The sequence below is a fragment of the Spirosoma sp. genome (genome assembly GCF_026391055.1).
Taxonomy (GTDB): Bacteria; Bacteroidota; Bacteroidia; order Cytophagales; family Spirosomataceae; genus Spirosoma.
Window position 1 is genome coordinate 428122 of record NZ_JAPLET010000019.1, and the last position, 23413, is coordinate 451534.

Annotated in this window: 21 protein-coding genes; 12 read left to right on the plus strand and 9 right to left on the minus strand. The window is 51.0% G+C overall.

Going from position 1 to position 23413, the window contains the following annotated elements; translation table 11 throughout:
• Positions 1-94: 94 nt before the first annotated feature.
• Positions 95-694 (minus strand): DUF4126 domain-containing protein, encoded by a 600-nt coding sequence (locus tag NT073_RS12500; RefSeq protein WP_297373580.1) that lies wholly within the window; start codon positions 692-694, stop codon positions 95-97.
• 88 nt (positions 695-782) lie between these two features.
• Complete coding sequence (locus NT073_RS12505; RefSeq protein WP_297373583.1) at positions 783-2273, minus strand: AAA family ATPase; 1491 nt, start codon at positions 2271-2273, stop codon at positions 783-785.
• Between the two features lie 149 nt (positions 2274-2422).
• On the opposite strand from NT073_RS12505, the gene NT073_RS12510 reads away from it, so the two are divergent.
• From NT073_RS12510 to coaD, 4 genes are all read left to right on the plus strand, one after another.
• Positions 2423-2860 (plus strand): CBS domain-containing protein, encoded by a 438-nt coding sequence (locus tag NT073_RS12510; protein ID WP_297373586.1) that lies wholly within the window; start codon positions 2423-2425, stop codon positions 2858-2860.
• A gap of 207 nt (positions 2861-3067) precedes the next feature.
• Complete coding sequence (locus NT073_RS12515; RefSeq protein ID WP_297373821.1) at positions 3068-3565, plus strand: NUDIX hydrolase; 498 nt, start codon at positions 3068-3070, stop codon at positions 3563-3565.
• Between the two features lie 73 nt (positions 3566-3638).
• Positions 3639-4529: a DUF3822 family protein gene (locus tag NT073_RS12520; RefSeq protein ID WP_297373589.1), complete on the plus strand. Its 891-nt coding sequence runs from the start codon at positions 3639-3641 to the stop codon at positions 4527-4529.
• Positions 4530-4580: 51 nt separating this feature from the next.
• Positions 4581-5054, plus strand: a complete 474-nt coding sequence (gene coaD / locus NT073_RS12525; RefSeq protein ID WP_297373591.1) for a pantetheine-phosphate adenylyltransferase — start codon at positions 4581-4583, stop codon at positions 5052-5054.
• Positions 5055-5084: 30 nt separating this feature from the next.
• Here coaD and NT073_RS12530 read toward each other — a convergent pair whose 3' ends face one another.
• Entirely contained in the window at positions 5085-5798 is a 714-nt protein-coding gene (locus NT073_RS12530; RefSeq protein ID WP_297373594.1) for an NUDIX hydrolase, read from the minus strand.
• A gap of 117 nt (positions 5799-5915) precedes the next feature.
• Between NT073_RS12530 and NT073_RS12535 the strand changes: the two genes are divergently transcribed.
• Together NT073_RS12535 and NT073_RS12540 are read left to right on the plus strand one after the other, a co-directional pair.
• Positions 5916-7205: a hemolysin family protein gene (locus NT073_RS12535; RefSeq protein ID WP_297373597.1), complete on the plus strand. Its 1290-nt coding sequence runs from the start codon at positions 5916-5918 to the stop codon at positions 7203-7205.
• A 50-nt stretch (positions 7206-7255) separates the two neighbouring features.
• Complete coding sequence (locus NT073_RS12540; protein ID WP_297373600.1) at positions 7256-7582, plus strand: hypothetical protein; 327 nt, start codon at positions 7256-7258, stop codon at positions 7580-7582.
• 6 nt (positions 7583-7588) lie between these two features.
• On the opposite strand, the gene NT073_RS12545 is transcribed toward NT073_RS12540, so the two are convergent.
• Entirely contained in the window at positions 7589-9349 is a 1761-nt protein-coding gene (locus tag NT073_RS12545) for an ABC transporter ATP-binding protein (protein ID WP_297373603.1), read from the minus strand.
• Positions 9350-9506: 157 nt separating this feature from the next.
• On the opposite strand from NT073_RS12545, the gene NT073_RS12550 reads away from it, so the two are divergent.
• Positions 9507-10766, plus strand: coding sequence for a DUF2264 domain-containing protein (locus NT073_RS12550; protein ID WP_297373606.1), 1260 nt, complete (start codon positions 9507-9509; stop codon positions 10764-10766).
• Between the two features lie 60 nt (positions 10767-10826).
• Here NT073_RS12550 and metG read toward each other — a convergent pair whose 3' ends face one another.
• A complete protein-coding gene (gene metG, locus NT073_RS12555) occupies positions 10827-12875 on the minus strand; it encodes a methionine--tRNA ligase (protein ID WP_297373609.1) in 2049 nt (682 codons plus the stop codon).
• A 244-nt stretch (positions 12876-13119) separates the two neighbouring features.
• On the opposite strand from metG, the gene NT073_RS12560 reads away from it, so the two are divergent.
• The 3 genes from NT073_RS12560 (at position 13120) to NT073_RS12570 (ending at position 17098) form a co-directional block, all read left to right on the plus strand.
• A complete protein-coding gene (locus NT073_RS12560; protein ID WP_297373612.1) occupies positions 13120-14160 on the plus strand; it encodes an NAD-dependent epimerase/dehydratase family protein in 1041 nt (346 codons plus the stop codon).
• Positions 14161-14272: 112 nt separating this feature from the next.
• Positions 14273-15676 (plus strand): tetratricopeptide repeat protein, encoded by a 1404-nt coding sequence (locus NT073_RS12565; protein WP_297373615.1) that lies wholly within the window; start codon positions 14273-14275, stop codon positions 15674-15676.
• A gap of 156 nt (positions 15677-15832) precedes the next feature.
• Positions 15833-17098, plus strand: a complete 1266-nt coding sequence (locus tag NT073_RS12570; RefSeq protein WP_297373618.1) for a BamA/TamA family outer membrane protein — start codon at positions 15833-15835, stop codon at positions 17096-17098.
• A 69-nt stretch (positions 17099-17167) separates the two neighbouring features.
• On the opposite strand, the gene NT073_RS12575 is transcribed toward NT073_RS12570, so the two are convergent.
• Genes NT073_RS12575 through NT073_RS12585 form a run of 3 tightly spaced genes read right to left on the minus strand, consistent with a single transcriptional unit; the run spans position 17168 to position 20349 of the window.
• A complete protein-coding gene (locus NT073_RS12575; protein ID WP_297373621.1) occupies positions 17168-18430 on the minus strand; it encodes an FAD-dependent oxidoreductase in 1263 nt (420 codons plus the stop codon).
• The gene (locus NT073_RS12580; RefSeq protein ID WP_297373624.1) at positions 18427-19431 is read right to left on the minus strand and encodes a 4-hydroxyproline epimerase; all 1005 of its coding nucleotides are present in this window, start codon (positions 19429-19431) and stop codon (positions 18427-18429) included. The genes NT073_RS12575 and NT073_RS12580 overlap by 4 nt, the downstream gene beginning before the upstream one ends.
• Positions 19432-19434: 3 nt before the next feature.
• On the minus strand, positions 19435-20349 hold the full coding sequence (locus NT073_RS12585) for a dihydrodipicolinate synthase family protein (RefSeq protein WP_297373627.1): 915 nt from the start codon (positions 20347-20349) through the stop codon (positions 19435-19437).
• 137 nt (positions 20350-20486) lie between these two features.
• On the opposite strand from NT073_RS12585, the gene NT073_RS12590 reads away from it, so the two are divergent.
• Positions 20487-21353, plus strand: a complete 867-nt coding sequence (locus NT073_RS12590; protein WP_297373631.1) for an AraC family transcriptional regulator — start codon at positions 20487-20489, stop codon at positions 21351-21353.
• A gap of 19 nt (positions 21354-21372) precedes the next feature.
• Here NT073_RS12590 and NT073_RS12595 read toward each other — a convergent pair whose 3' ends face one another.
• Complete coding sequence (locus NT073_RS12595) at positions 21373-22401, minus strand: LacI family DNA-binding transcriptional regulator (RefSeq protein ID WP_297373636.1); 1029 nt, start codon at positions 22399-22401, stop codon at positions 21373-21375.
• Positions 22402-22643: 242 nt separating this feature from the next.
• Between NT073_RS12595 and NT073_RS12600 the strand changes: the two genes are divergently transcribed.
• Positions 22644-23396 (plus strand): hypothetical protein, encoded by a 753-nt coding sequence (locus tag NT073_RS12600; protein ID WP_297373640.1) that lies wholly within the window; start codon positions 22644-22646, stop codon positions 23394-23396.
• The last annotated feature ends 17 nt before the right edge of the window (positions 23397-23413 follow it).

Below are 23413 nucleotides of genomic sequence, written 5' to 3' on the forward strand. Positions count from 1 at the left end.
AAACGGGGCTGAAGCGATTTCATCAGTATGAAATCGCTTCAGCCCCGTTTTAATTGGCAAACCGGAGGTCGCGAAAATACAACCCTATAACTCGCTATCGGCTAAGATTCGGCGACTTATCGGCGCGGGTAAACCAGATCTTTCGGCGGGCAACCAGTCGGCTGATAATGAAAATTAGCACCAGAAAGATAACGACAGCGGCCACTAATGGCAATAAAATGCTGAAGATGGAGAGCCCAATGGAGGCCACATTTTCGCCCGTTGCCACCACAGGATTGGCAAGCCCGCCGGTAGTAGCGGTGGAACCAAGCCGGAGCAGACTGGTTCCCGCCTGAATGATTCCCGCCGTACTGCCGCCGAGCATCAACCCAAGTCCCCAATGGAGTAACGGGTTATCTATTTGAAGAAAAGACGTACTCAACAGAGTTCCGGCAATGATGGAGGTTGGGGTCGCTATCGTGTCGAGCACGTTATCGAGCCAGGGGATGTAGTAGGCTCCGAGTTCAAAAATGGTAGCCACTGCCAGGCCTAACAGGGCAGGCCAGCCACTGAGCCATTCGAAGCCGGTGATGGTATTGATAATGCCTAATTTAGTGGCCAGGCTGGCAATCAGAAGCGGCACAAATACCCGGAAGCCACAGCAGGCCGCCAAGCCGATTCCAATGCAGGCACTCATTATCCATTCAAGAGACATAGTAACGTGCGGTTTGTAGTAGTTGGTTTGCGGTATGCCAGTGGGTCTGTAACCGTAAACCAACTACTACAAACCGTAACCGATTGTTTTATCCAAAAAACTGCGAATTAAAATTCATCAGGAAGGCTTCGTCGGTGGCGCGGGTTAAAGCCGTGTACAGCCATCGAACAAATTCGTCGTTTACCTGGCCCTCCGGCAGAAACCCCTGATCAACGAAAACCGCACTCCACTGCCCCCCCTGCGCTTTATGGCAGGTCAGTGCGTACGCAAACTTTACCTGTAATGCGTTGAGGTACGGGTCCCGACGTATCGCTTCTGAACGTTCTTTCTTGCTTTTAATGTAAAAGTAGTCTTTGGCAACACTTTCGTACAGTGCCTTGTACTGATCGGCCGTCAGCGAGGGAACCGGTGTATGGAGCGTGTCGAGCATGATTTTGGCGTCGAAATCGGGCTGCTCTTCGTAGTCAATCAGACGCAGCGTGACCGTGGCAAAGCGAAAGCCGTGCATTTCTTCCTTATTGCGGATTTTTTGCACCTCTGCAAATTCGCCATTGGCCAGAAAACCCGCCGGCGAATCTTCGTCAAGTACAGTGTAATTGTTGCGGGCAATCATGAGCATATCCCCGGCGTCGAGTTCTTCCTCGCACTGGTCAATCATCCGCCGAACAAACTGATTGTACTGTACTGCCGACTTGTTGGAGCGGCAGATGATGGCTGTATTCTCCCGGCCGTATTTGTCGTAGGCATATCGAATGCCATCTTCCAACTTAGTCAACGGCATTTTATAAATGTCGCTGAACGAGCGAACGTTAAGTTGAATAGGCGGTATTTCAGCGGTTGCGGCCGAAGCGTTGTCATTGAGCAAGGCATCAAAACCAACCGCTTTCGGGGTGGGCGAGGTGCCGTCCAGCAGCATCCTAAGGCCCGTTGCATTGTACAGAATACCCGATTCTTCATCCTGGCGCATGACCTCGGTCAATTCCTGTTCATACACAGTCATATCGAACGCGCTAGCCAGAAAGCCCCGGTCGAGGGCAGGGCTCAACTCCCGGCCAACAGGGGGAAGCTGGGCGGTATCGCCCACGAGCATAAGCTTGTTGCCGGGTCCTTCGAAGACAAAGTCAATTAGGTCGGTCAGTAGTCCCTTCCCTCCAAAGTCAGCTTCATCGGAAATCATCGAAGCTTCATCGACAATAAACAGGGTGTCTTCGTGGTAATTTTTCTGCCGCTGAAAAGCCAGATTTCCCGAGCCGGGGTCGGCCACCTGTCTGTATATTTTTCGGTGGATGGTCTGGGCTGGTTTCTTGGCATAGTTCGTCATTACTTTGGCTGCTCGGCCCGTAGGAGCGAGCAGTACCGATTTATAGCCGAAACGGGGAAGTACTTTTATGAGGGTACCTACGAGGGTGGTTTTGCCGGTACCGGCATAGCCGCGAAGCAAAAAACAATCCCGATAATGGGCAACTTCTTCCTTGGAGATAAACTGGCCAATCTGTTCGAAAAACTGTTCCTGACCCGGAGTAGGCTTAAAAGGGAAACGTTTGGCCAGCAAATGGGCGGCCGTTTGGGTTTCGTTCATGGGTCTAATTTACGAAAAAAGGACCAAAGTGAAAAGGGTAAAAAAGGTAGAGAAAGAGGCAATTTTTTATTTTTTTAATCCTTTTTTGATCGCACCTTTCGCACCTTCGTCCTTTTTCTTATCTTCACCCTACACTAATTGCCTCCTACATGAACATACGCCAAATACTTCAGGGAAAGCGCATTAACGCGCTCTATAGCGTCTCCTCAGACCAAACGGTACTGGATGGACTAAAGGTCATGGCCGAAAAAAATATCGGCGCTTTACTCGTTGTTGATAACGGGGAACTGACGGGCATATTTTCAGAGCGGGATTATGCCCGTAAGGTAATTTTGAAAGACAGACATTCTGACGATACGCGAATTGCCGATGTTATGACCGCCAATGTAATCACCATCGGCCCGGATCAGTCGCTGGAAGAAAGTATGGTGATCATGTCAGACCGGCATATTCGTCACCTGCCTGTTGTCGATAAAAGCGAATTAATAGGCATTATTTCAATTAACGACATCGTTACGGCCATCATTCGCGATCAGAAGACGCGTATCGATTCGCTGGAAAGCTACATATCTGGAAGCCCGTATTGAGTAAGTAGTGGGAGTTAGGAATGAGAAGTGGCTAACGCCAGCAGTATCTCGTGTCAGCAACTTCTCACTCCTCGATCCTCACTCCTAATACCTACCCACTAATCCTCAAAATCTGTTACCTTTGCGTCCCCAAATACGTTTAAGATTGTGACAGTAGTAGCGGATAAGCCAAAGCGGGTAGATAAGGTCACTCCGGCGGGTGACAAATTGACCGATAATGTCGATTTGCCTCGGGAAGAAGTACTAAAATTATACGGCAACCGGCTCCGGCTGCGGGTTTGCGGGTTGCACCGTGAAGGCGATCAACTATTAATGGTTCGTCATCGGGGCATTGGGCCAACCAATACCTTTTGGTGTCCGCCGGGTGGCGGTGCTCAGTTTGGCGAGAAAGCGCCGGCAGCATTGAGTCGGGAGTTTGTGGAAGAAACAGGACTGGAAGTCGAAATAGGCGACCTGTTGTTTGTCAACGAATTCATGTTGCCTCCTCTCCATGCCATGGAACTGTTCTTTATCGTTAAGGTAACGGGCGGTCAGCTGCACCAGGGAACAGACCCTGAAATGAGTGTTGGCGGGCAAATTATTGAGGAAGTGCGCTTCATGACGTTTGCCGAAATAAAGAGTTACCCGCCCGAAGAGGTACACGATATGTTTCGTTACTGTAATTCACTCGATGAGGTGTTTCAACTGAAAGGCTATTTGAAATAAGCTGGCCTGCATAAATGTCCGGCTTTTATAGATTTACTTGTCAATATCAACTAAACCTGGTTGCCCCGATATCGTGCAAATCGCTGTTACTCTATCTCCGACCGTACAAATCAGCGCCGATTCGTTCGACGCCGGGCTTGCCAGTAAATCCGTGTTGAGTCTGGAAGTGGGCCGGGAGCGGTTTCGGTTTATGGTGCAGGATAGTCGTGGGCAGGGGTTGTACCTGGAAGATTATACCTTTCCGTCCCTGCTTACCGAGCGTTCGGTAACGGGTGTGCTGCCGGAGGTGTTTCGCGAGCACCCTGTATTATCGGCAGGCCCCTGGCAGGAAATTCGCATTGGTGTCAATTCCCCTTCGTTTACTCTTATTCCGGCTCCGCTTTTTCGCAAAGAATACGCCGGGAGTTATCTGTCACTTATGCGGGGAAGTGCTTTGCCAGCGCATGAGTTCGCTCAGTCCTATACCCACGAAGCCGAAGGGTTTCTGTCGGTGTTCAATATGGAGCATCTGTTAGCTGATTTCTTTTCGGAGACTTATCCACTTCAGCCACTGGTGTTTATACACCAGGTGGGTACGTTAGTTCAGGCCACGGCTGATCTGGATCGGCATGCGTTGACAGCAGACAATGTTTATCTGTTCTTTGAGGACGAATTCGTAACTATCATTTGCAGAAGCTCGGGCAAAGTGCGTTTCTGTAATCGATTTGGGTACAAGAATGTACAGGATCTGGCCTACTATATGCTGTACGTCTTTGAAGAACAGACTCTGGCGCCTGAATTGACACCCGTTTTTCTGTACGGCGAAATCACACCTTTTGCCGAGGCTTACGCTGAATTAAGCCGATTCCTGCCAAACTTAACATTCGGGCAGATACCACCCGGGTTGCGATTATCGTCGGCATTTGACGACCTACCCAACCACAGATACCTGAGTCTGTATGGGTTAGGCTTACTGAGTGAATAAGGGATACGATCAGTCTACCCCTCATTAGCTCAATTCACTCATTCTTTCTATATGAAGCGTATTGCCCTTTTTCCCGGTTCATTCGACCCATTTACACGAGGTCATGAAGACATTGTTTTGCGAGGCCTACAACTGTTCGACGAAGTCATCATTGGTATTGGGCGAAACGCTCGTAAAGAGCGCTACTTCCCGCTGGAACAGATGACCGGATTAATTGAGGAAGCCTTTCGTTCCACGCCTGCGGTACGAGTCATTAGCTACGACGATCTGACCGCCAATGTGGCCCGAAAAGTGGGTGCCCGGTTTCTGCTGCGGGGGCTACGAAACACTACCGACTTCGAATACGAAAACGGAATCTCGCAGGTTAACCGCTACGTGTACGAAGACGTTGAGACGGTATTTTTGATTACCTCTCCACATCTGGCCCCAATCAGTTCCAGCATAATCCGGGATTTACACCGGTACGGACAGGATGTCGATGCGTTCTTGCCGTATCAACTGGCGAAGCTGGAAAAAGAAAAATAAAGCAGGGCAGAGCATGGCCGCCCTGGCTTGTTACACCTTGCCATTTACGCGCTTGTTGACTTCATCGATAACGTACCGAATCGAACTAAAAGAGTTGGTAAGGGCCAGTTTGGTTTCCCGCTGGCCAAACCAGACGAGTTGCTCAATGTCTTCTTCAACTTGAGGTGCCATGCGAGTATCGTCGAGCGCTTTCATCCGATACCATTTTGTTCGCTTTAGAATACGACTTCCGTTGAGTGTGTAGGTATGCCAGGTTGTACAAATGCGTTCGCCGACGGATACACGAACCCCTGTTTCCTCTTTTACCTCTCGAACGGCCCCCTGCTTGGAGGATTCTCCATCATCCAACTTCCCTTTGGGTAGGTCCCAGACGCCCCGGCGGAACATCAGCAGCATCTTGTCGCCTTTAAAGACGACCCCTCCAGCGGCTTTTATAATCTTGAATGGTTTCTTTATTGCTTCTTCGCAGGCTTCTTTATCGAGGCAGCCCAGCGTAACGGAAAGCAACTGATCAGCATCACTTTTTTGGAGTAGGGTTAAAAGCTTGCTGACCGTAGCCGGCGTAGCGTTCAGCAACAGCAAATGACCATTCAGAGCATCTTGTTTGAGCAGCTCCAGACGGGCATCGACGATTAGATCATAATCGACAAATGTGGGGTGATTTGCCAATGCCGGATTGGTCAATTGAGTAGCGGCTTTGGGGCCAACGAGCCGGATAGGGCGGTCGTTTATGAAAACAATCATCAGGAAATAAGCAGTTCGAACTGTAAAAGTACTAAAACAGATGGTCTATCGTACGGTTATATCTGTTGCAAACCAGTTCCATTTCTATATTTTTGCAACAGGTCAATCATCCTCTTTGTGGAACTTCTAATTATTTTTCTTCTGACACTGCTGAATGGTGTGTTTTCGATGTCAGAAATTGCCCTGGTATCCTCCCGTAAGTCGAAGCTGGAAACAGCCGCTAAAAATGGGGATCGGCAGGCGCAGGTTGCCCTCGATCTTTCAAACTCTCCCAACCGCTTTCTGTCGACCGTACAGATAGGAATTACCCTGATCGGTATTTTACTCGGTATTTTCTCCGGTGATAAACTGACCACCGATGTTCAGGAATTTGTGGCGCAGGCTGACTTTATTCAGCCATACGCGCACTCGGTAGCTGTCGTGTTGGTGTTGCTGCTGCTTACCTACCTTTCGCTTGTTTTTGGTGAACTGGTACCCAAACGAATTGGTCTTTCCAATCCCGAAGGAATTGCCAAAACCATGGCTGCCCCCATGCTTCTCCTTTCGCGGCTAACATCGCCCTTTATTGCGCTTCTGACGGTGTCGAGCGATTTGCTCCTCAAAATACTGAACATCCGACCCAACGAAAACGCCGTTACGGAAGAAGAGATAAAGAGCCTTATTCAGGAAGGAACTTCAGGGGGCGCGATCGAGGAAATCGAACAGGAAATTGTTCAGAATGTCTTTCAGCTTGGTGATCGGAAGATTACCTCACTCATGACCAATCGGCAGGAGATCGTTTTCCTTGATCTGGAAGATGAGCCCGCCGAAAATAAAGCCCGTATTCTCGAACACAAACACTCAGTATATCCGCTCTGTAATGGCGGAGTCGATGAAGTCGTTGGCTTGATCTACACTAAAGACTTTTTGGGCAGAGATCTGGATAATGAACTCCTGCACCTGACGGATATGAAGCGGGATGCGCTCTTTGTTCCCGAAAATAACAAGGCTTATCAGGTACTGGAGCGATTTCGGGAGCGCAGACAATACGTTGGCGTTATTGTCGATGAGTATGGTGGTGTGCTGGGCATCATCACCCTGAACGACATCCTGGACGTATTGGTCGGTGATATCAACGATGACGTTAACTCCGATTACGAAATCCGCGAACGCGAAGATGGGACATTTCTGATTGATGCTCAGTTGCCTTTCGAAGATTTTATCTCGTATTTCTCCATTAACATAAATGCACAGGCTCGTCGCGAATTGACGGGATTTGACACCCTCGGCGGCTTCGCTCTCCACATTCTTAAGGACATTCCCAAAGCAGGAGAAACCTTCGTCTGGCAAAACTACCGCTTCGAAATTATCGACATGGACAAAAGCAGGATCGATAAAATTCTGGTTAAGAAGTTGACTGAAGAGTAAACAACCTGTAAGAAAACGAGTTATAGATGAAAACAAATTCATCGATACTCATGCGACACTTCAGCCCCGATGCCAATGAGTTGACTGGTGGTACATCCAGTCGTGTTCCGACCGGTATGGAAAATGATCCAACTGCTGATGAAGAAGTGATTAACCAGCAGGGGGATGACTCGTCATCACAGAACACCTACCCGGAACCAGTCGAAAAATCCGCAAAAATTGCTCCGGACGATTTAGCCGCTTCAATAGCTTATGCACTCGATGGCAGTGGCCCCGGTCCGACCAATGACAAATCGAATGTATCCGGGCACAAAGTAATTTCGGAAGGAATTACGGGTGCCGGTCCTGAAGAGGAAGAAGATGACTTGCGCTCGTGAGCGAGCTTACACTACTTCTTTATATTGCATCCGGTAGAGATTGGCGTAGAAGCCCTCATGCTGGAGCAGTTCTTCGTGATTTCCCTGTTCCACAATACGGCCTTTATCCACGACGATAATATTGTTCGCCTTCTGAATTGTTGACAGACGGTGGGCAATAACGATGGCGGTGCGGCCTTTCATGAGTTTCCCGATAGCATCCTGGATCATTTCTTCTGTTTCGGTATCGACGGATGACGTGGCTTCATCGAGGACAATAATTTTGGGGTCCTGAACCATTGCCCGAACGAACGAAATCAACTGTCGCTGCCCCACAGACAGGGTCGAACCGCGCTCCATGACGTTGTATTCGTAGCCACCTGGCAGTCGCTCAATGAAATCGTGAACGCCAACAAGTTTGGCTGCTTCCACTATCTTCTCTCGGCTGATGCGTTTGTCGCCCAGCGTAATGTTGTTTTCGATAGTATCCGAAAATAGGAAAACATCTTGAAGCACAACGCCGATATTTCGCCGGAGGTGACCTAGTTCGTATTCGTGAACATCGACATCGTCGACCTTGATTTCGCCCTTGTTGATATCGTAAAAGCGGCTCAATAAGTTGATGATCGAAGACTTGCCCGCGCCGGTGGCCCCGACAAAGGCTACTGTTTCGCCGGAGTTGACCCGAAAGGAAATATCACGAAGTACCCAGTCTTCATTGTTGTAAGCAAACCAGACATTTTTGAAATCCACATCACCACGGATGGTGGTCGGAGCGTACGTGCCGTTATTTGCTGTAAACTCATCGCTGTCCAGCAGTTTCAGAATCCGGTCGGTGCTCACGATACCCATTTGAAGGGTGTTGAAGCGGTCGGCCAGCATCCGGATGGGGCGGAAAAACAGGTTGATGAACATGACAAAGGCCGTAACCGTCCCGAACGTAACATCCGAACTGATAATCTGCTGAGCACCGTACCAGACCACCAGGCCAACGGCTACCGCCGAGATAATATCGGCCACGGGATAGTAAACGGAATAGTACCAGATGGAGCGAATGTTGGCTGCCCGGTGCTCGTCATTGATAACCCGGAATTTTTCGGCTTCAATTTTCTCGCTGCCGAAAATCTGGACGATGTTCATACCGGTTATATGTTCCTGAACAAAGGAGTTCAGGTTTGCCACGGCCGTCCGTACCTCATTAAATGATTTCTTGATCTTTTCCTTGAATACGTACGTGCTAAACAGCATCAGCGGAATGGTCGATAGGCTGATGGCCGCCAGCCGCCAGTCGGTATAAAACATCACGCCGATAATCAGTACCAGTTGTAGAATATCGCCCGCAATAGCCGCCATGCCTTCACTGAATACATCGGCCAGAGTTTCAACGTCCGAAATAGAACGAGTAACTAACCGGCCAATGGGCGTGTTGTCGAAAAACTTGAGCCGTAAGTGGAGAATTTTATGGTATAACTGCACCCGAATGTCACGTATAACATACTGCCCCAGCCATCCGGATAAGTAGGTGTTCAGGAACTGAATAAGCGCCTGAGCCACCAGCACGCCAATCATAATGACCAGCATGGTTGTCAACTGCTGATAATCGCCCATGGCGATCACGTTATCAATGGTATAACGAATGAGCAGGGGCGTCAGCGGGGCTAGACAGGCCGCCAGCATAATGATGCCGATCAGCGTGTAAAAACGCGTCTGATAGGGTTTGATAAACGCGTATAATCGTCGGAGGATGGCTAAGTCGAAAATCCGACCTGACTTTTGTTCTTCGTTCACGGGGTAACCAGAAAGGGCAAGTTCAGAATTGTAACAGCGTTTTTAGCCCGAACGTTTCAGATAAAATGGGATTTGACTTGGTCCGGAATGGAATCGGTCAGTAGTAAAAACCGGCTACAGTCGCTTTATTTGAAAAGATCTGACTTAATAACGATTTATGAAACGGCGTATGTTCACCCGGCTGGTTACCGCCCTGCCGGTTAGTTTGGGGATTAGCCAGGTAAAGGCAACCGATAGATTTTTGCAACGAACAACGGCAACCAATACCGCCAATGATGACCGGGCTTACTGGCTGCAAACCTTACTCAAAGTTGCTGATCCGGTATTGATCGCGTTGGCGCAGAATCGCTTGAAAGCGACTATGCCTGTTGAGTCTGCGCCGGGGCAGCAGCCAGGCCGTATAGTGGTGTCGCACCTCGAAGCACTCGGCCGGACAATGGCCGGACTGGCACCCTGGCTCGAACTCAGCGCCGACGACGATGTGCAGGAGAGCCTACTTCGCCAGCGCTACCTCGACTTATCCCGTCAGGCCATTGCCAACGGAGTAAATCCTAAATCGCCCGATTACCTTAACTTTGTGAGAGGAGGACAACCGCTGGTCGATGCCGCTTTTCTGGCGCATGGGCTGGTGCGTTCGCCAAAGCTGTGGCACGCCCTGAGCACTATTGAACAGGGTAATGTGTTGAAAGCCCTACAGGCTAGTCGGGCTATCAAACCAGGCTACAACAATTGGCTGTTGTTCAGTGCCATGGTTGAGGCAGCCTTGTTGAAATACAGCGGTACGTGCGATGAAATGCGGATGGATTACGCCATCAGACAGCACCAGACCTGGTACAAGGGCGATGGTGTTTACGGCGACGGCCCCGATTTTCACTGGGATTATTACAACAGTTACGTCATTCAGCCCATGCTGCTGGATATTGTCAGGACGCTGGCCGACGCCGGAAAAGCTGAGAAAGGGTTATACGAAACGTTACTGGCCCGCGCTCAGCGGTACGCCATCGTTCAGGAGCGGCTGATTGCGCCCGATGGCTCGTTTGCCGCTTTTGGCCGGTCGCTGGCTTACCGATGCGGAGCTTTTCAGTTGCTGGCGCAGGTTGCTTTGCAGGGAAAGTTACCCACAGAGTTATCGCCCGGTCAGGTGCGGTCGGCGTTAACGGCGGTCATTCATCGGACTCTGGACGTGGATGGTACATTCGATGCCAAAGGGTGGTTACAGATTGGCTTGTGCGGTCATCAGCCCGGTATCGGCGAAACCTATATCTCGACGGGCAGCCTATATCTATGCTCGGTGGCGTTTCTGCCGTTGGGTTTGTCGGCTATAGACCCGTTCTGGTCTGCCCCCGCCACCGACTGGACTGCCAAGAAAATATGGTCGGGGCAAAATGTGCCAGTAGATCACGCCATTAAAGGATAAAAAAACTAAAAAGCCGGAAACACATTGTCTCCGGCTTTTTACTGTCTAATAGTAAAGAGATTAGCTTACTGTTCCGCCATTCCAAACGGCGTCGCCGGGAGCAATAAGGGCCAGTTTACCGTCGCGGTCTTCGGCCATCAGAATCATACCCTGCGATTCAAATCCCATCATCTTGCGCGGGGCCAGGTTAGCTAGAAAGGTCACCTGTTTGCCAATAATTTCTTCGGGTGAAAAATGTTTGGCAATGCCGCTCAGAATCTGCCGACCACCCATTCCGTCATCAACTTTTAGTTTCAGCAGCTTGTCGCTCTTGGGTACCCGTTCGGCCTCGGTGATGGTACCGATCCGGATATCCATTTTTGCGAAATCATCGTACGTAATTTCGTCCCGTAGGGCAGGAACGGTCTTGGTTTCTAGCTCATTCATGCGTTTAGCATTCAGTAATTTCTGAATCTGTGTGTTTATTTCGTCGTCTTCAATCTTGGCGAACAGCAACTCACCTTTGCCCAGTTCTGTCCCCGTAACCAGCAGATCGGCCCGGCCTGCGTTGGTCCAGTTGAAATGCTCGGTGATGTTTAGCTGGCTGCGGAGTTTCTGCGTGGTGAAGGGCAGGAACGGTTCGCAGACGATACTCAGGTTCGCCGAGATTTGCAGAGCTATGTTCAGAATCGTATTAGCACGAATCGGATCAGTTTTTACCACTTTCCAGGGCTCTGTTTCGGCCAGGTATTTGTTGCCCAGCCGGGCCAGGTCCATCAGGTGGCCGAGCGCTTCCCGGAACTTATAGGCGCCAATCGCCTGCCCGATTCGGTCTGGGAACAGGGCCAGTTCGTCCAGTACCTGCTGGTCGTAAGCGGTCAACTCGCCAAGGGCCGGTACTTTGCCGTCGCAGAATTTTTGCGTCAGCACCACCGCCCGGTTCACGAAGTTGCCGAATATGCCAACCAGTTCGGCGTTGTTGCGGGTTTGGAAATCCTTCCAGGTAAATTCACTGTCCTTGGTTTCGGGTGCATTGGCCGCCAGTACATACCGCAGCACATCCTGCTTGCCGGGCAATTCCTCCAGGTACTCATGAAGCCAGACAGCCCAGTTGCGCGAGGTACTGATTTTATCCCCTTCTAGGTTCATGAACTCGTTGGCGGGCACGTTGTCTGCCAAAATGAAACTCCCCTCGGCCATGAGCATGGCGGGGAAGATAATGCAGTGGAAAACGATGTTGTCCTTGCCGATAAAATGAACCAGCTTGGTGTGTTCATCGCGCCAGTACAGTTCCCAGTCCCGACCCTGTTCGGCCGCCCACTCTTTAGTCATGGAGATATAGCCGATGGGAGCATCGAACCAGACGTACAGCACTTTGCCATCGGCGTCGGGTAGGGGTACTTTAATGCCCCAGTCGAGGTCGCGGGTCATGGCCCGGGGGCGCAGGCCTTCCTTCAGCCACGACTGACATTGCCCGGATACGTTGGTTTTCCACTCGGGATGGCTGTTGACGTATTCTTCAATTTTGGGCTGCATCCGGTCCAGCGGCAGAAACCAGTTTTTGGTGGAGCGCAGCACGGGTTTCGAGCCGGAGAGTGTGGAGTGCGGCTCAATAAGTTCGGTAGGGCTCAGGGCCGTGCCGCAGCGCTCGCACTGGTCGCCGTATGCGTTGGGGTTGCCGCAAACCGGGCAGGTGCCCACGATGTAGCGGTCGGCCAGAAACTGCCCCGCAACTTCATCGTAATATTGTTCGGTAATTTCTTCGTCGAAATCGCCCTTATCGTAGAGGTTAGTAAAAAACTCCTGCGATGTTTCGTGGTGAATCGGGTTCGACGTACGGGAGTAAATGTCGAAGGAAATACCAAAGTCGCTGAAAGCCTGCTTAATCTGGCCGTAGTATTTATCGACGACTTCCTGCGGGGTGATGCCTTCTTTTTTCGCCTTGATGGTGATGGGCACGCCGTGTTCGTCGGTGCCGCTGATAAAGGCGACATCCTTCCCCGTTGAGCGAAGGTAGCGAACATAAATATCGGCGGGCAGGTAGCATCCGGCAATATGACCGATGTGAATCGGGCCGTTGGCGTAGATCAGGGCCGCCGTAACGGTATAGCGTTGTGGATTCTCTAACATAGTCAGTGGTTAGTAATTAGGGGATGTTGGTTCGCTCCGGCATCAGGAGTTTGACCTGAGCTACGATACACTATCCACTAATTGGCCGCAAAATTAGCAATTCAGGGCCGAACGTGGTTATGTTTACGCAAACAGATGGTGCAAAACAACCTGCGCCGAACGGATTGAAAAGACGGGCTGCTATGGAGAACACCACGCCGAATACAAATAATTTCCTCAACTGGGTCGAAATCAAAAACTTCAATTGACATCATTACTACCTAAATCGGTTTTTATTACGGGTGCTACCGGTTTTGTCGGTTCGCACATTGCCCGGCGTTACCTGGCTGATGGCTATAGAGTTACAGTACTTCATCGCCCGGCCAATGGCTATGGACTGCTGACCGATATAGCCAGTCAGCTTATCTGGTGCGAGGGCGACGTGCTGGATATTCCATCCCTCGAAGCGGCCATTAAGCCAGAACACTCCGGTGCTTCGGTGGACGTTGTTCATGCGGCTGCCGTCGTGTCGTTTGTTCCGAAAGATCGCGACCGGATGGAGCGCATTAATGTGGAGGGGACAGCCAATATTGTCAACGTCTGCCTGAAAGCGGGCGTACGGAAACTGGGCTATGTCAGCTCCGTTGCCGCTCTTGGTCGGCCGGTAGCGAAAGGAGGAAGCCCCAATGAGCCAATCCGAATTGACGAAGAACAGAAGTGGGAAGACTCGCCGAATAACTCAACGTACGCTAAAACCAAGTATTGGGCGGAGTTGGAAGTCTGGCGTGGTGTGGCCGAAGGGCTGAACGCTGTAATCGTTAATCCGTCTCTGGTTCTGGGCGTTGGTGACTGGAGCAAAAGCAGCCTTCAGCTCATAAACTATGTGCATTCCGAAAAGCCCTTCTACCCGGCGGGGTTGGTCAATTACGTCGATGTGCTCGACGTGGCTGATAGCCTGGTCAATCTGATGCAATCCGACATCAAGGCACAGCGGTTCATCCTGAACGGGGGCACCATTCCGTATCGTTCGTTGTTAGAACAGATAGCGGCCGTACTGGGTAAACGTCCGCCTGGGTTTCGGGTTCCTGCCACATTGACCCGTCTGCTTTGGCCTTTGGAGGCTATTCGGGCGCGATTGACCGGTAAGCCCCCGTTGATAACTCGTGAAACAGCCCGGTCGGCAAGTTCGTTGTATCAGTACGACGGGCGCAAAATCGGGCAGGTACTTGATACTCAGTATCGGCCATTAAGTGAGACGCTGGAGCGTGTGGCAAACGCCTTCGGACGACCTTCGGACGGGCCGTAAATTTTACGTTCGGAGGTTGGAGTTCTCCTTTTTTGAGTTTATATTTCACTGCCAAAGGATAAATCGCACCGTTGGTGCGGCCCCTATCCGCCCACATTTTGAAGGCAATAGCATGGAGCAAGAGTTCGAAGAACGAGAAGGCGATATTAAAGAATCTATCCGGCGTTTTGAGCAGATGCTGGACCAGCAGCAAAGCCAGTTTTTCGACCTGGACGTCTATGAACAAATGGTTGAGCACTACCTCAATCAGGGTGATTTAGACAAGGCGCTTAAAGCCGCCGAATCCGGTCTGGAAAATTTTCCCTATGCCCTGGAACTGATGCTCGACAAAGCCCAGATTATGGCCAATTTTCAACGATTCGATGAGTCGCTGGATTTATTGGAACGGGCTTCCTTATTTAACCCCGGCGATCTTGATGTGCCCTTTATGCAAGGCTCTGTCCTGAATATGGCCGGTCGGTATGAAGAATCAATACAGGTGCTGGAAGAACTGCTCGATCGGGCTGAAGAGAAGGACGATATTCTGTTTCAACTGGGCCAGAGTTACCAGAACTGGGGTAAGTACGACGAGGCTATCACGCAATACAAGAAGTCTATTGCGCTGAATATCAATAACGAGAACGCACTGTATGAGCTTGCATTCTGTCTGGATGTAACGGGTGAACTGGAGAATAGTCTGGCCTACTACCAGCAACTGATCGACTCCGATCCTTACTCGTATAACGCCTGGTACAACATTGGCATCGCATACAGTAAACTTGGGCGCTACGCCGAAGCCGCTGAAGCCTACGATTATGCTGTTATTATCAAAGGTGATTTTGCATCGGCGCACTTTAATCTGGGTAACACCTACATGAATCTGGGGTTATTCGAGAAAGCCGAAAGCTGTTACCGCGAAACACTTAAATACGAAGAAGCAACTGCCGATACGTATTGTCATTTGGGGGCCAGCCTGGAAAAGCAGGATCGCATTACGGAGGCTATTAAAGAATATCGGGAGGCTATTAAACTGGACCCTATGTGGGACGAGGCCTGGTATGGTATTGGTGTGTGCCTGAGCGAATCGGGCAAGTGGTACGAAGCGCTGCCGTTTTTGCAGAAAGCCGTTAAACTAAGCGATCAAAACGGCGAGTACTACCTGGCGGTAGCCGAAACGGAGTACAAAATCGGGAATGTGCTGTCGAGTGTCGAGGCTTTCGAGAAAGCTGCCGAAGTAGATGCCGAAAACCCCGATGTGTACCTGACCTGGTCTCTCGTTCCGTTCGATCAGGGCGATTTCCTGAAAGCCAACGATATTATCCAATCGGGTATCAACGATATGCCTGCCGAAGCTGATCTATACTATCGCTCAGCTGTCTATCTGATTCATGCCGGTCACTACCGCGAATCGCTGATTCAGCTGGAAGCGGCTCTCTCGCTGGATTATGACGCGCACGTGCAGCTCTTTGAGTTCTTCCCTGAACTGGAAAAGCAAAAGGCGCTTTATAAAATCATTCAGCAATACAAAAAAGAGTAAGTTGATAATAGTCTATCAACAAAAAGAGCTGCCTGTTTGGGCAGCTCTTTTTGTTGATACCTAGTACACAGGCTTCGTTGTTACCGACAAAAAGTAATTAGAAAAGTGTAGGTTAGCAGCTTGATTTGCAACCACCGTAAATTCGTTTGCCACACTATGAAAAAGCCGAATGGCGGCCAGTCAACCAACCGAAACACGAACTACGCACTCTTTATTAGTTTTTGCTTTTTCTCCATTCTATCCCTAAATGGTAGGGCTCAGCCTGGATTAACTCAACCCGGCAATCTGGAAAACAAAAGCGCATCGGCGCCGGATTCATCGGCCGATATTTGGGATGTTTATTTTCAATTTATCAACCGAAAAGGGCATCGTCCGGCAGAACGAGCCACCGCAGGTTTCCATCCCTCTGTTTTTCCTGAACTGGCCTATGCTCTCCAAACCGGCTTCGCTGTTGGTATGAATGCCAATCTCTCATTTACCAGCACCAATGCTGATCAAAATATTTCGACCATCATAACAACACCCCAGTATACGCAGTATAAACAGCTTATTGTGCCAGTAGTTACGAACATCTGGACGAAAAATAACCACTACAACATCGTTAGCGACTGGCGCTACTACGATTATTCGGCTGACAATTTTGGTTTGGGAGGAAGCTCCCCGGCTACTGTTGACGACCGTTTGTTGTATACCTACCTCAGGCTTCATCAGGCCATTTTACGACAGATTTTGCCTGATTTTTCTGTGGGGGTAGGGTACGCACTCGATTACCACTGGAATATTCGGGATGAAAATAATACGCCCGACCTGAACGACGATTTCAAGATATACAATTCAGGTACCCGGACTGTATCGTCGGGCCTACTGTTTAGTATTCAGTATAGCACTCGGCGAAATCCTAACAACCCCCAAAATGGCTTTTTTGGCAATGTAATAGTCCGGCCAAATATGCGATGGTTGGGCAGTGACCAAAACTGGCAGTCGGTAGTGGCTGATTTCAGGAAATATATCCCATTGGGTGAAAGTGGGAAGCATATTTTAACCTTCTGGAATCTTAATTGGCTGAGTTTTGGAGGGCAGGCACCGTACCTTGACCTTCCCAGTACTGGTTGGGATACTTACTCAAATTTAGGAAGGGGATACACCCAGGGGCGGTTTCGTGGACGTAATTTAGTCTATCTGGAAACAGAATATCGCACCACCCTGCTGCACAATGGATTGTTGGGCGGGGTTGTATTTGCCAATATGCAGACATACAGCGATTATCCGGAGACGAACCATTTTGGGCGACTGCTGCCTGGTGGTGGTATTGGCCTTCGTATAAAAGTAAACAAACACTCGAATTTGAATCTGGCTATCGATTATGGGTTTGGTATTGGCGGATCGCAGGGGCTGTTTCTGAACCTGGGCGAAGTATTTTAAGTACGGACCTGTATAAATTGTCTGGCAGAAGCCGTCGTTGTGTCGCTGGTTGGCGAACCGGAACGACCGTCATGAAAACCGATCCGGGCTAAACGCGGCAATGTCCATACTGCCCGCCTTGCCGCCAATTTCTTCACTAACCAGTTTGCCCGTACCCGGCCCAAGGCTTAGGCCCATCATGCCGTGTCCGGTGGCAAGTACTACGTTTTCGTAGCGTTTGGTACGGCCGATATACGGCAGACCATCGGGGGAGCAGGGGCGTAAGCCTCGCCAAACCACATCGACTTCGGGCATGGTAACCGGAATGTCGGGATAGTACTGGTTAATCGACTGAACAATGCCGCGTACCCGGTTCATATTGACCGTCATATCGGTACCCGCTACTTCGAGCGTACCGGCAAAACGCAGGTCGCTGCCCATGGGCGTGGCCGTCGCGCGGGCTTCGAGCATGATGGCCGGAATACGCACGTTGTTCGTCAGGTTTCGAAGCACAAAACTGTAACCTTTTCCGCCCTGCATAGACAAGCTCAGGTCGAGCATGCGAGCAAGCGCGGGAGACCAGGCACCACCGGCCACAACCAGTTGATCAACGGAGTAGTCGCCCTGGGCTGTCTGAACGGATTTTATGCGGGAGCCCGTCCTGCCGAAACCTGTTACCGCCTGACTTTCGTGAATAGTAACGCCCTGTTTGCGCAGATAGGTCACCAGCGAACGGATCAGTTCACCGGGATTGAGGTGCGCATCGCCGGGGTATAGCACCGCTCCCCGAACATCGACCCGGGCTTTAGTCTCCAGGTCCTGAACCTGCTGACCCGTCAGTACACGGGCTTCGATACCCGCTCGGTTAGCAACCTCGGCTTCTTCGGCCATTTCGTGCTCGGCCGATGCGGTTTTGTAGAGCATCATCAGGCCCCGTTCCTGCCACTCGAAGTCGAGGTCGCCATTGGCGGCTAGATCCTGATACAGCGCCTTACTGAGCAGGCTGATGTCGCGCAGAACCGGAATGGAGCGTTCGACATGCTCGGGGGTCGAATTTCTGAAGAAGAGCCAGCCCCAGCGTGCCAGCTCCAGATTCAGCCTTGGTTTGACGTAAAACGGGCTGGTTGAGTCGAGCATCCAGCGCATACCTTTGGCAATCATGCCCGGCTGAGCCAGCGGAATGATGTGGCTGGGCACAATCATACCGGCATTGCCGAACGAGCAGCCGTCTGAAATGGGGTTCTGATCAAAGAGCGTTACCTGATAACCCGCCTTGTGCAGGTAGTAGGCCGAACTTAACCCGATGATTCCTCCGCCAACAATACCGATCCTATTCGAGGCCCGATGTGTCATATTACTTGAAATCCAAATACGTAAGGGTCCTCTTCATCCAGAATAAGGTGATTGTAGCCATGAATTCTGGCCCAGCCTTCGATGCTCGGAACGATGGCCGGTCGATTGGCCAGCTCCGTTTCGGCTTCGATACGCCCGTTGAAAATTGACCCGATAATGCTCTCATGCACAAAGGTTTCGCCTGGTTTCAGGCGACCCTGCGCGTACCACTGCGCCATTCGGGCCGATGTGCCGGTGCCGCAGGGCGAACGGTCGATGGCCTTATCTCCGTAAAAAACAGCATTTCTGGCCGTCGATGTTTCTGCGATTGGCTTGCCGGTCCACAGAATATGACTCAGGCCATTGATGGTCGGGTTTTCGGGATGAACAAAGGTATACTGTTCATTCATCCGTTCGCGCATGACCCGCGCCCAGCCAATAAGCTGCTCCGCTTTGTAGTGTTCAAGGCCGGGGAAATTGGGCTGCGGGTCGACTATGGCGTAGAAGTTACCACCGTAGGCCACATCCACCGTCAGCAAGCCTAAATCCGGGCAGTCGACGGTTAGCTTTTCGGCTGCGAGATACGACTTGATATTCGTAATCTTCACCGACGTTACCTTTTTGCCTTCCTGCTGGTATTCGGCCCGTACCAGTCCGGCGGGTACTTCCAGATGGAGTACACCGGGCGTTTTGGGTCGTATGAGGTTTTGCTCGATAGCGACCGTAACCGTGCCAATGGTGCCGTGACCGCACATAGGCAAACAACCGGATGTTTCGATGAACAGTACGCCCGCGTCATTGGCCGGATCGGTAGGGGGATAGAGAATGCTGCCCGACATCATGTCGTGGCCCCGTGGTTCAAACATCAGCCCTTTCCGAATCCAGTCGAACTCCCGCAGAAAATGCTGCCGCTTTTCGCTCATGGAATTGCCTTGCAGAAAGGGAATGCTGCCGCCCGTAACTACCCGAACCGGATTGCCGCAGGTATGCGCGTCGATACAGAAAAAATGAAATTCGGCCATGATCTAGTGAACCGTCGTTAACACGGGCCGATTGGCCAGCGACGTTTGAATAACCTGTAGTACCTGCTCGCGTTCGGCACCAACGAGTGTGAGCCGGGGAGCCCGTACGTATTCTGAACCGATACCGGTTGCCGTGGCGGCCAGTTTGATATACTGAACGAGTTTGGGGTGAATATCCAGTTCCAGCAGGGGCATAAACCAGCGGTAAATAGCCAGTGCTTCGGCAACCTGACCGGCTTTGGCCAGTTCGTAAATAGCCATTGTTTCCTGGGGGAAAGCATCGACCAGTCCGCCAACCCAACCGTCGCAGCCCATCAGCAGAGCTTCCAGCGCCAGCGTATCAACACCACCCATCAGCTTGAAGCGATCCCCAAAGGCGTTCCGCATTCGGGTGATGTTGGTGAGGTCGCGGGTTGATTCTTTAACCGCCTGAATGTTGGGTAGTTTGGCCAGTTCATCGAACATAGCCACGGTCGTCATGATCTTGTAATCGTATGGATTGTTGTAGATCATGATAGGCAGCGACGTTTCCTGGGCTATGGCCTTGAAGAAGGTGACCGTTTCGCGCGCGTCGGCGGGGTAGCGCATGGGGGGGAGCAGCATCAGCCCATCGGCACCGTTGCTTTCGGCTTCGTGAGCACGGGCAATGGCCTGTTTGGTGCCCTGTTCGGCAATGTTAACCAGCACGGGAACCCGACCGTCACTTACGCCGAGGCCCGATTCCAGCAGGGCAATCTTTTCGTCGTTGAGCAGCGTACTGGCTTCGCCCAGCGAGCCACCAATGATGAAGCCGTGAACACCCGCTTCGAGCTGGGCGTGCAGGTTTTTTTCGAAAAGCGGCAGATCAAGCTGGTCGTCGGCGGTAAACGGAGTCAGAAGGGCGGGGTAAACACCTTCCCATTTTACAGAAACATTCATGGGCGTAGTAGCTATGCGTTTTAGTCAATCAAAGTTCTACAATTGTTTCGCATCTGCTTTGCGAATAATTCATGGATACTAATACAATTTTCACGCATTATTCAGAATATTGCGAAAAATAGGTAAAATATGTATTGATGAAGGCACTTCTTTTCCGCGTTCCCAGTGTCGATGACCGTTCGTTCCGGATTGAGCAGGACAACGCTCCTCACTTCTACGGCCAGTTGCATTTTCACCCCGAAATTCAGCTCACACTCATTCAGCAAGGGGAGGGGACGCTGATTGTGGGGGATAAGATTGATCGATTCGATCCGTATGACGTGTTGCTGCTGGGGGCTAATCTGCCCCATGTGTTGCGTAGTGATACCGATTATTATCAGCCAGACTCCACCCGCCGGGCCACCTCGGTTTCTGTATTATTCAAACCGGAGCATCTGGAAAAGACGATGCTCAACCTCCCCGAAACCCGGCATCTGACAACGCTTTTGCAGGAAGCGCAGCACGGCGTTCGGCTGCGTTGCGGGATGAGCAACGCCCTTACACACTTGCTGGAGGGTATTCCGGAAAAACGACCGTTTGAGCAGCTGCTTGGGTTGTTGCAGGTGCTGGACAACCTGGCGGCTAATCCTGAACGCGAGGTATTGTCGGCCACGGCTTACGCCCAGCCGCAGCGCCCCGACGATCAGCGTAGGCTGGAGCAGGTGTTTTCGTATATTCTTCAGCGCTACGCGTCGCCTATATCGCTCGATGATGTGGCCAATGTGGCTAACCTGACGCCCGGGGCCTTTTGCCGTTTTTTTCGGCAGCACACGCGCAAAACGTTCTCGCAGTTGCTCAATGAAGTGCGGATCGAACATGCCTGCCGGTACTTGCGCGAATCGCAGGAAAATATTAGTCAGATCGCTCTGAACTGCGGGTATACGAATCTGTCTAATTTCAATCGACAGTTCAAGGAAATCGTGGGCATGCCCCCCGGCGAATACATTCGAAGTTACCGGCTGTAATCGACTCGTGCCGGGTCATTTAGGCGCGCGGACGCAGGGAGGAGGCCCGCACGATGAGCTGGGTTTCCATCACTTTTGTTTCTCTGGGAACAACGGTGTTGGTTGAGTCGAGTTGCTTGAGCAGTAGCCGAACGGTTTCAGTTCCCATCTCCTGAATAGGCTGGCTGATACTGCTGATGCCGGGCGAGAAAAAAGCCGATACGGGTTCATTATTAAAGCTAACAATGGCCACATCCTCCGGAATGCGAAGCCCTTTCTGTTGCATCGCATAAATGGCCGGATAAGCTACCCGATCACTAATCATGACGACCCCATCCGGCGGCTGCGGCTGACTCATCAGGGCCAGTGTTTGCATGATGGTGTTTTCCTGCGTGTAATCACAATGCAGTACATACTGATTACTCACAGGTAGGTTGTGCTTCTCCAGCGCTGCCTGATATCCTTTTACCCGTTGACTGCTGAGCAAAAGCTGGACGGGTCCTGCCAGAAACCCGATTCGGCGGCAACCATTTTCGATCAGGTGTTCGGTCGCTTTAAAGGCAGCCGCTTCATTGTCGACGATCACTTTCGATACATCAATACTTTCAGCGTAACGGTCAAACAGAACCAGGGGTATGTTCTTCCGGGCCAGCCGCTCCACGTGTTCGTAGTTGTCAGTGTCGCGGGAGAGGGAGATGATGAAACCTTCTACCTGACTGCGAAGCAGGTTTTGGATGTTGGTAATTTCACGCAGGTACGATTCGTTCGTTTGACAGACCAGCACACTGTAGCCTGCCTGCAGGGTAGCCTCCTCAATGCTGTTCAGCATGGAGGAAAAGTAGTAATAGCTTAAGTTGGGGACAATCACCCCAATCGTTTTTGTACGGCTTTTAGCCAGGTTTTTAGCGAGCTGATTGGGCTGGTAGTCAAGCTCTTCGGCAAGTTTTACCACAGCCGCTCTGGTATCCGGGTGAATCTCCGGCAACCCCCGTAATGCCCGCGATACCGTTGAGATGGAAATGTTCAGGGACCGGGCAATGTCTTTAATCGTAACGGGCGTATTTTTCATTATGAATGGAGCCAGATGCACACCTGCGTTTTGTCGGGCTGTATCTCAGATACAGTAACAACAGCCAACAGGCTATACGATAACTTGTCAATATTAGAGAAAAAACGTAAACTTTTCCGAAATCAATGCCCGATCGGCCGTACCCACGACTATTTTATCACCGTCTTGTTGAGTGCAAAGCAATGGCAGAAGGTAAAGGCTTGTAACTTCGTGGGCGAAAAGTCGTAAATAAAGTTTTCTGCATGAACGTACTCCTGCTTAAAGTAACCCTGATGCCTTCGGTCATTGCACTGATTACCCTGGCAATTCGAAAGTGGGGAGGCAAAATAGGGGGGCTAATTGGGAGTATGCCCTGGGTAGCCGGACCAATTCTGTTCTTTTTTATTCTGGAACAGGGAAAGCCGTTCGGCATTTATTCCATTCAGGGGTCAATGATTGGTATTCTGGCTTTAATCAGCTTCTGTGTGAGCTATTCGGCGTTTTCGCGCCGGTTGAGATGGCTGCCTACGCTGCTGCTTGCCTATGCTGCGTACACGCTGACAGCAGTGGTATTCAGCTACCTGCAGCTCAATCTGTATGTAAGCTACGCCCTCGTGATCGTAAGTGTCCTGCTGAGTTTACGGTTTTATCCGGTGCCTAATGGGCCGCCCGTCAGTACCCGCCGGTTGCCGTTCGATATTCCCATTCGGATGGTTGTGGCAACCTTGTTTGTGCTGGCGGTTACCGGATTGGCGGGCATATTAGGGCCGAAGTGGAGTGGTATCTTAACGCCATTTCCCATCATGACGACCATTCTGGCTATTTTCTCGCACACCCTTCAGGGAAGTACGGCAACCATTTCGACGCTTCGCGGGCTGGTTATCGGTCTGCTGGGATTTACTACCTTTCTGTTCCTGCAAGCCTTTCTTCTCCGGGATTTCTCGGTGGCGGCATCCTTTGGGCTGGCCTTTATCGTAAACGCCCTGATTAATCTGGCCGCAAGTAGGATATGGTGATAAATCGGGCTCTTTCT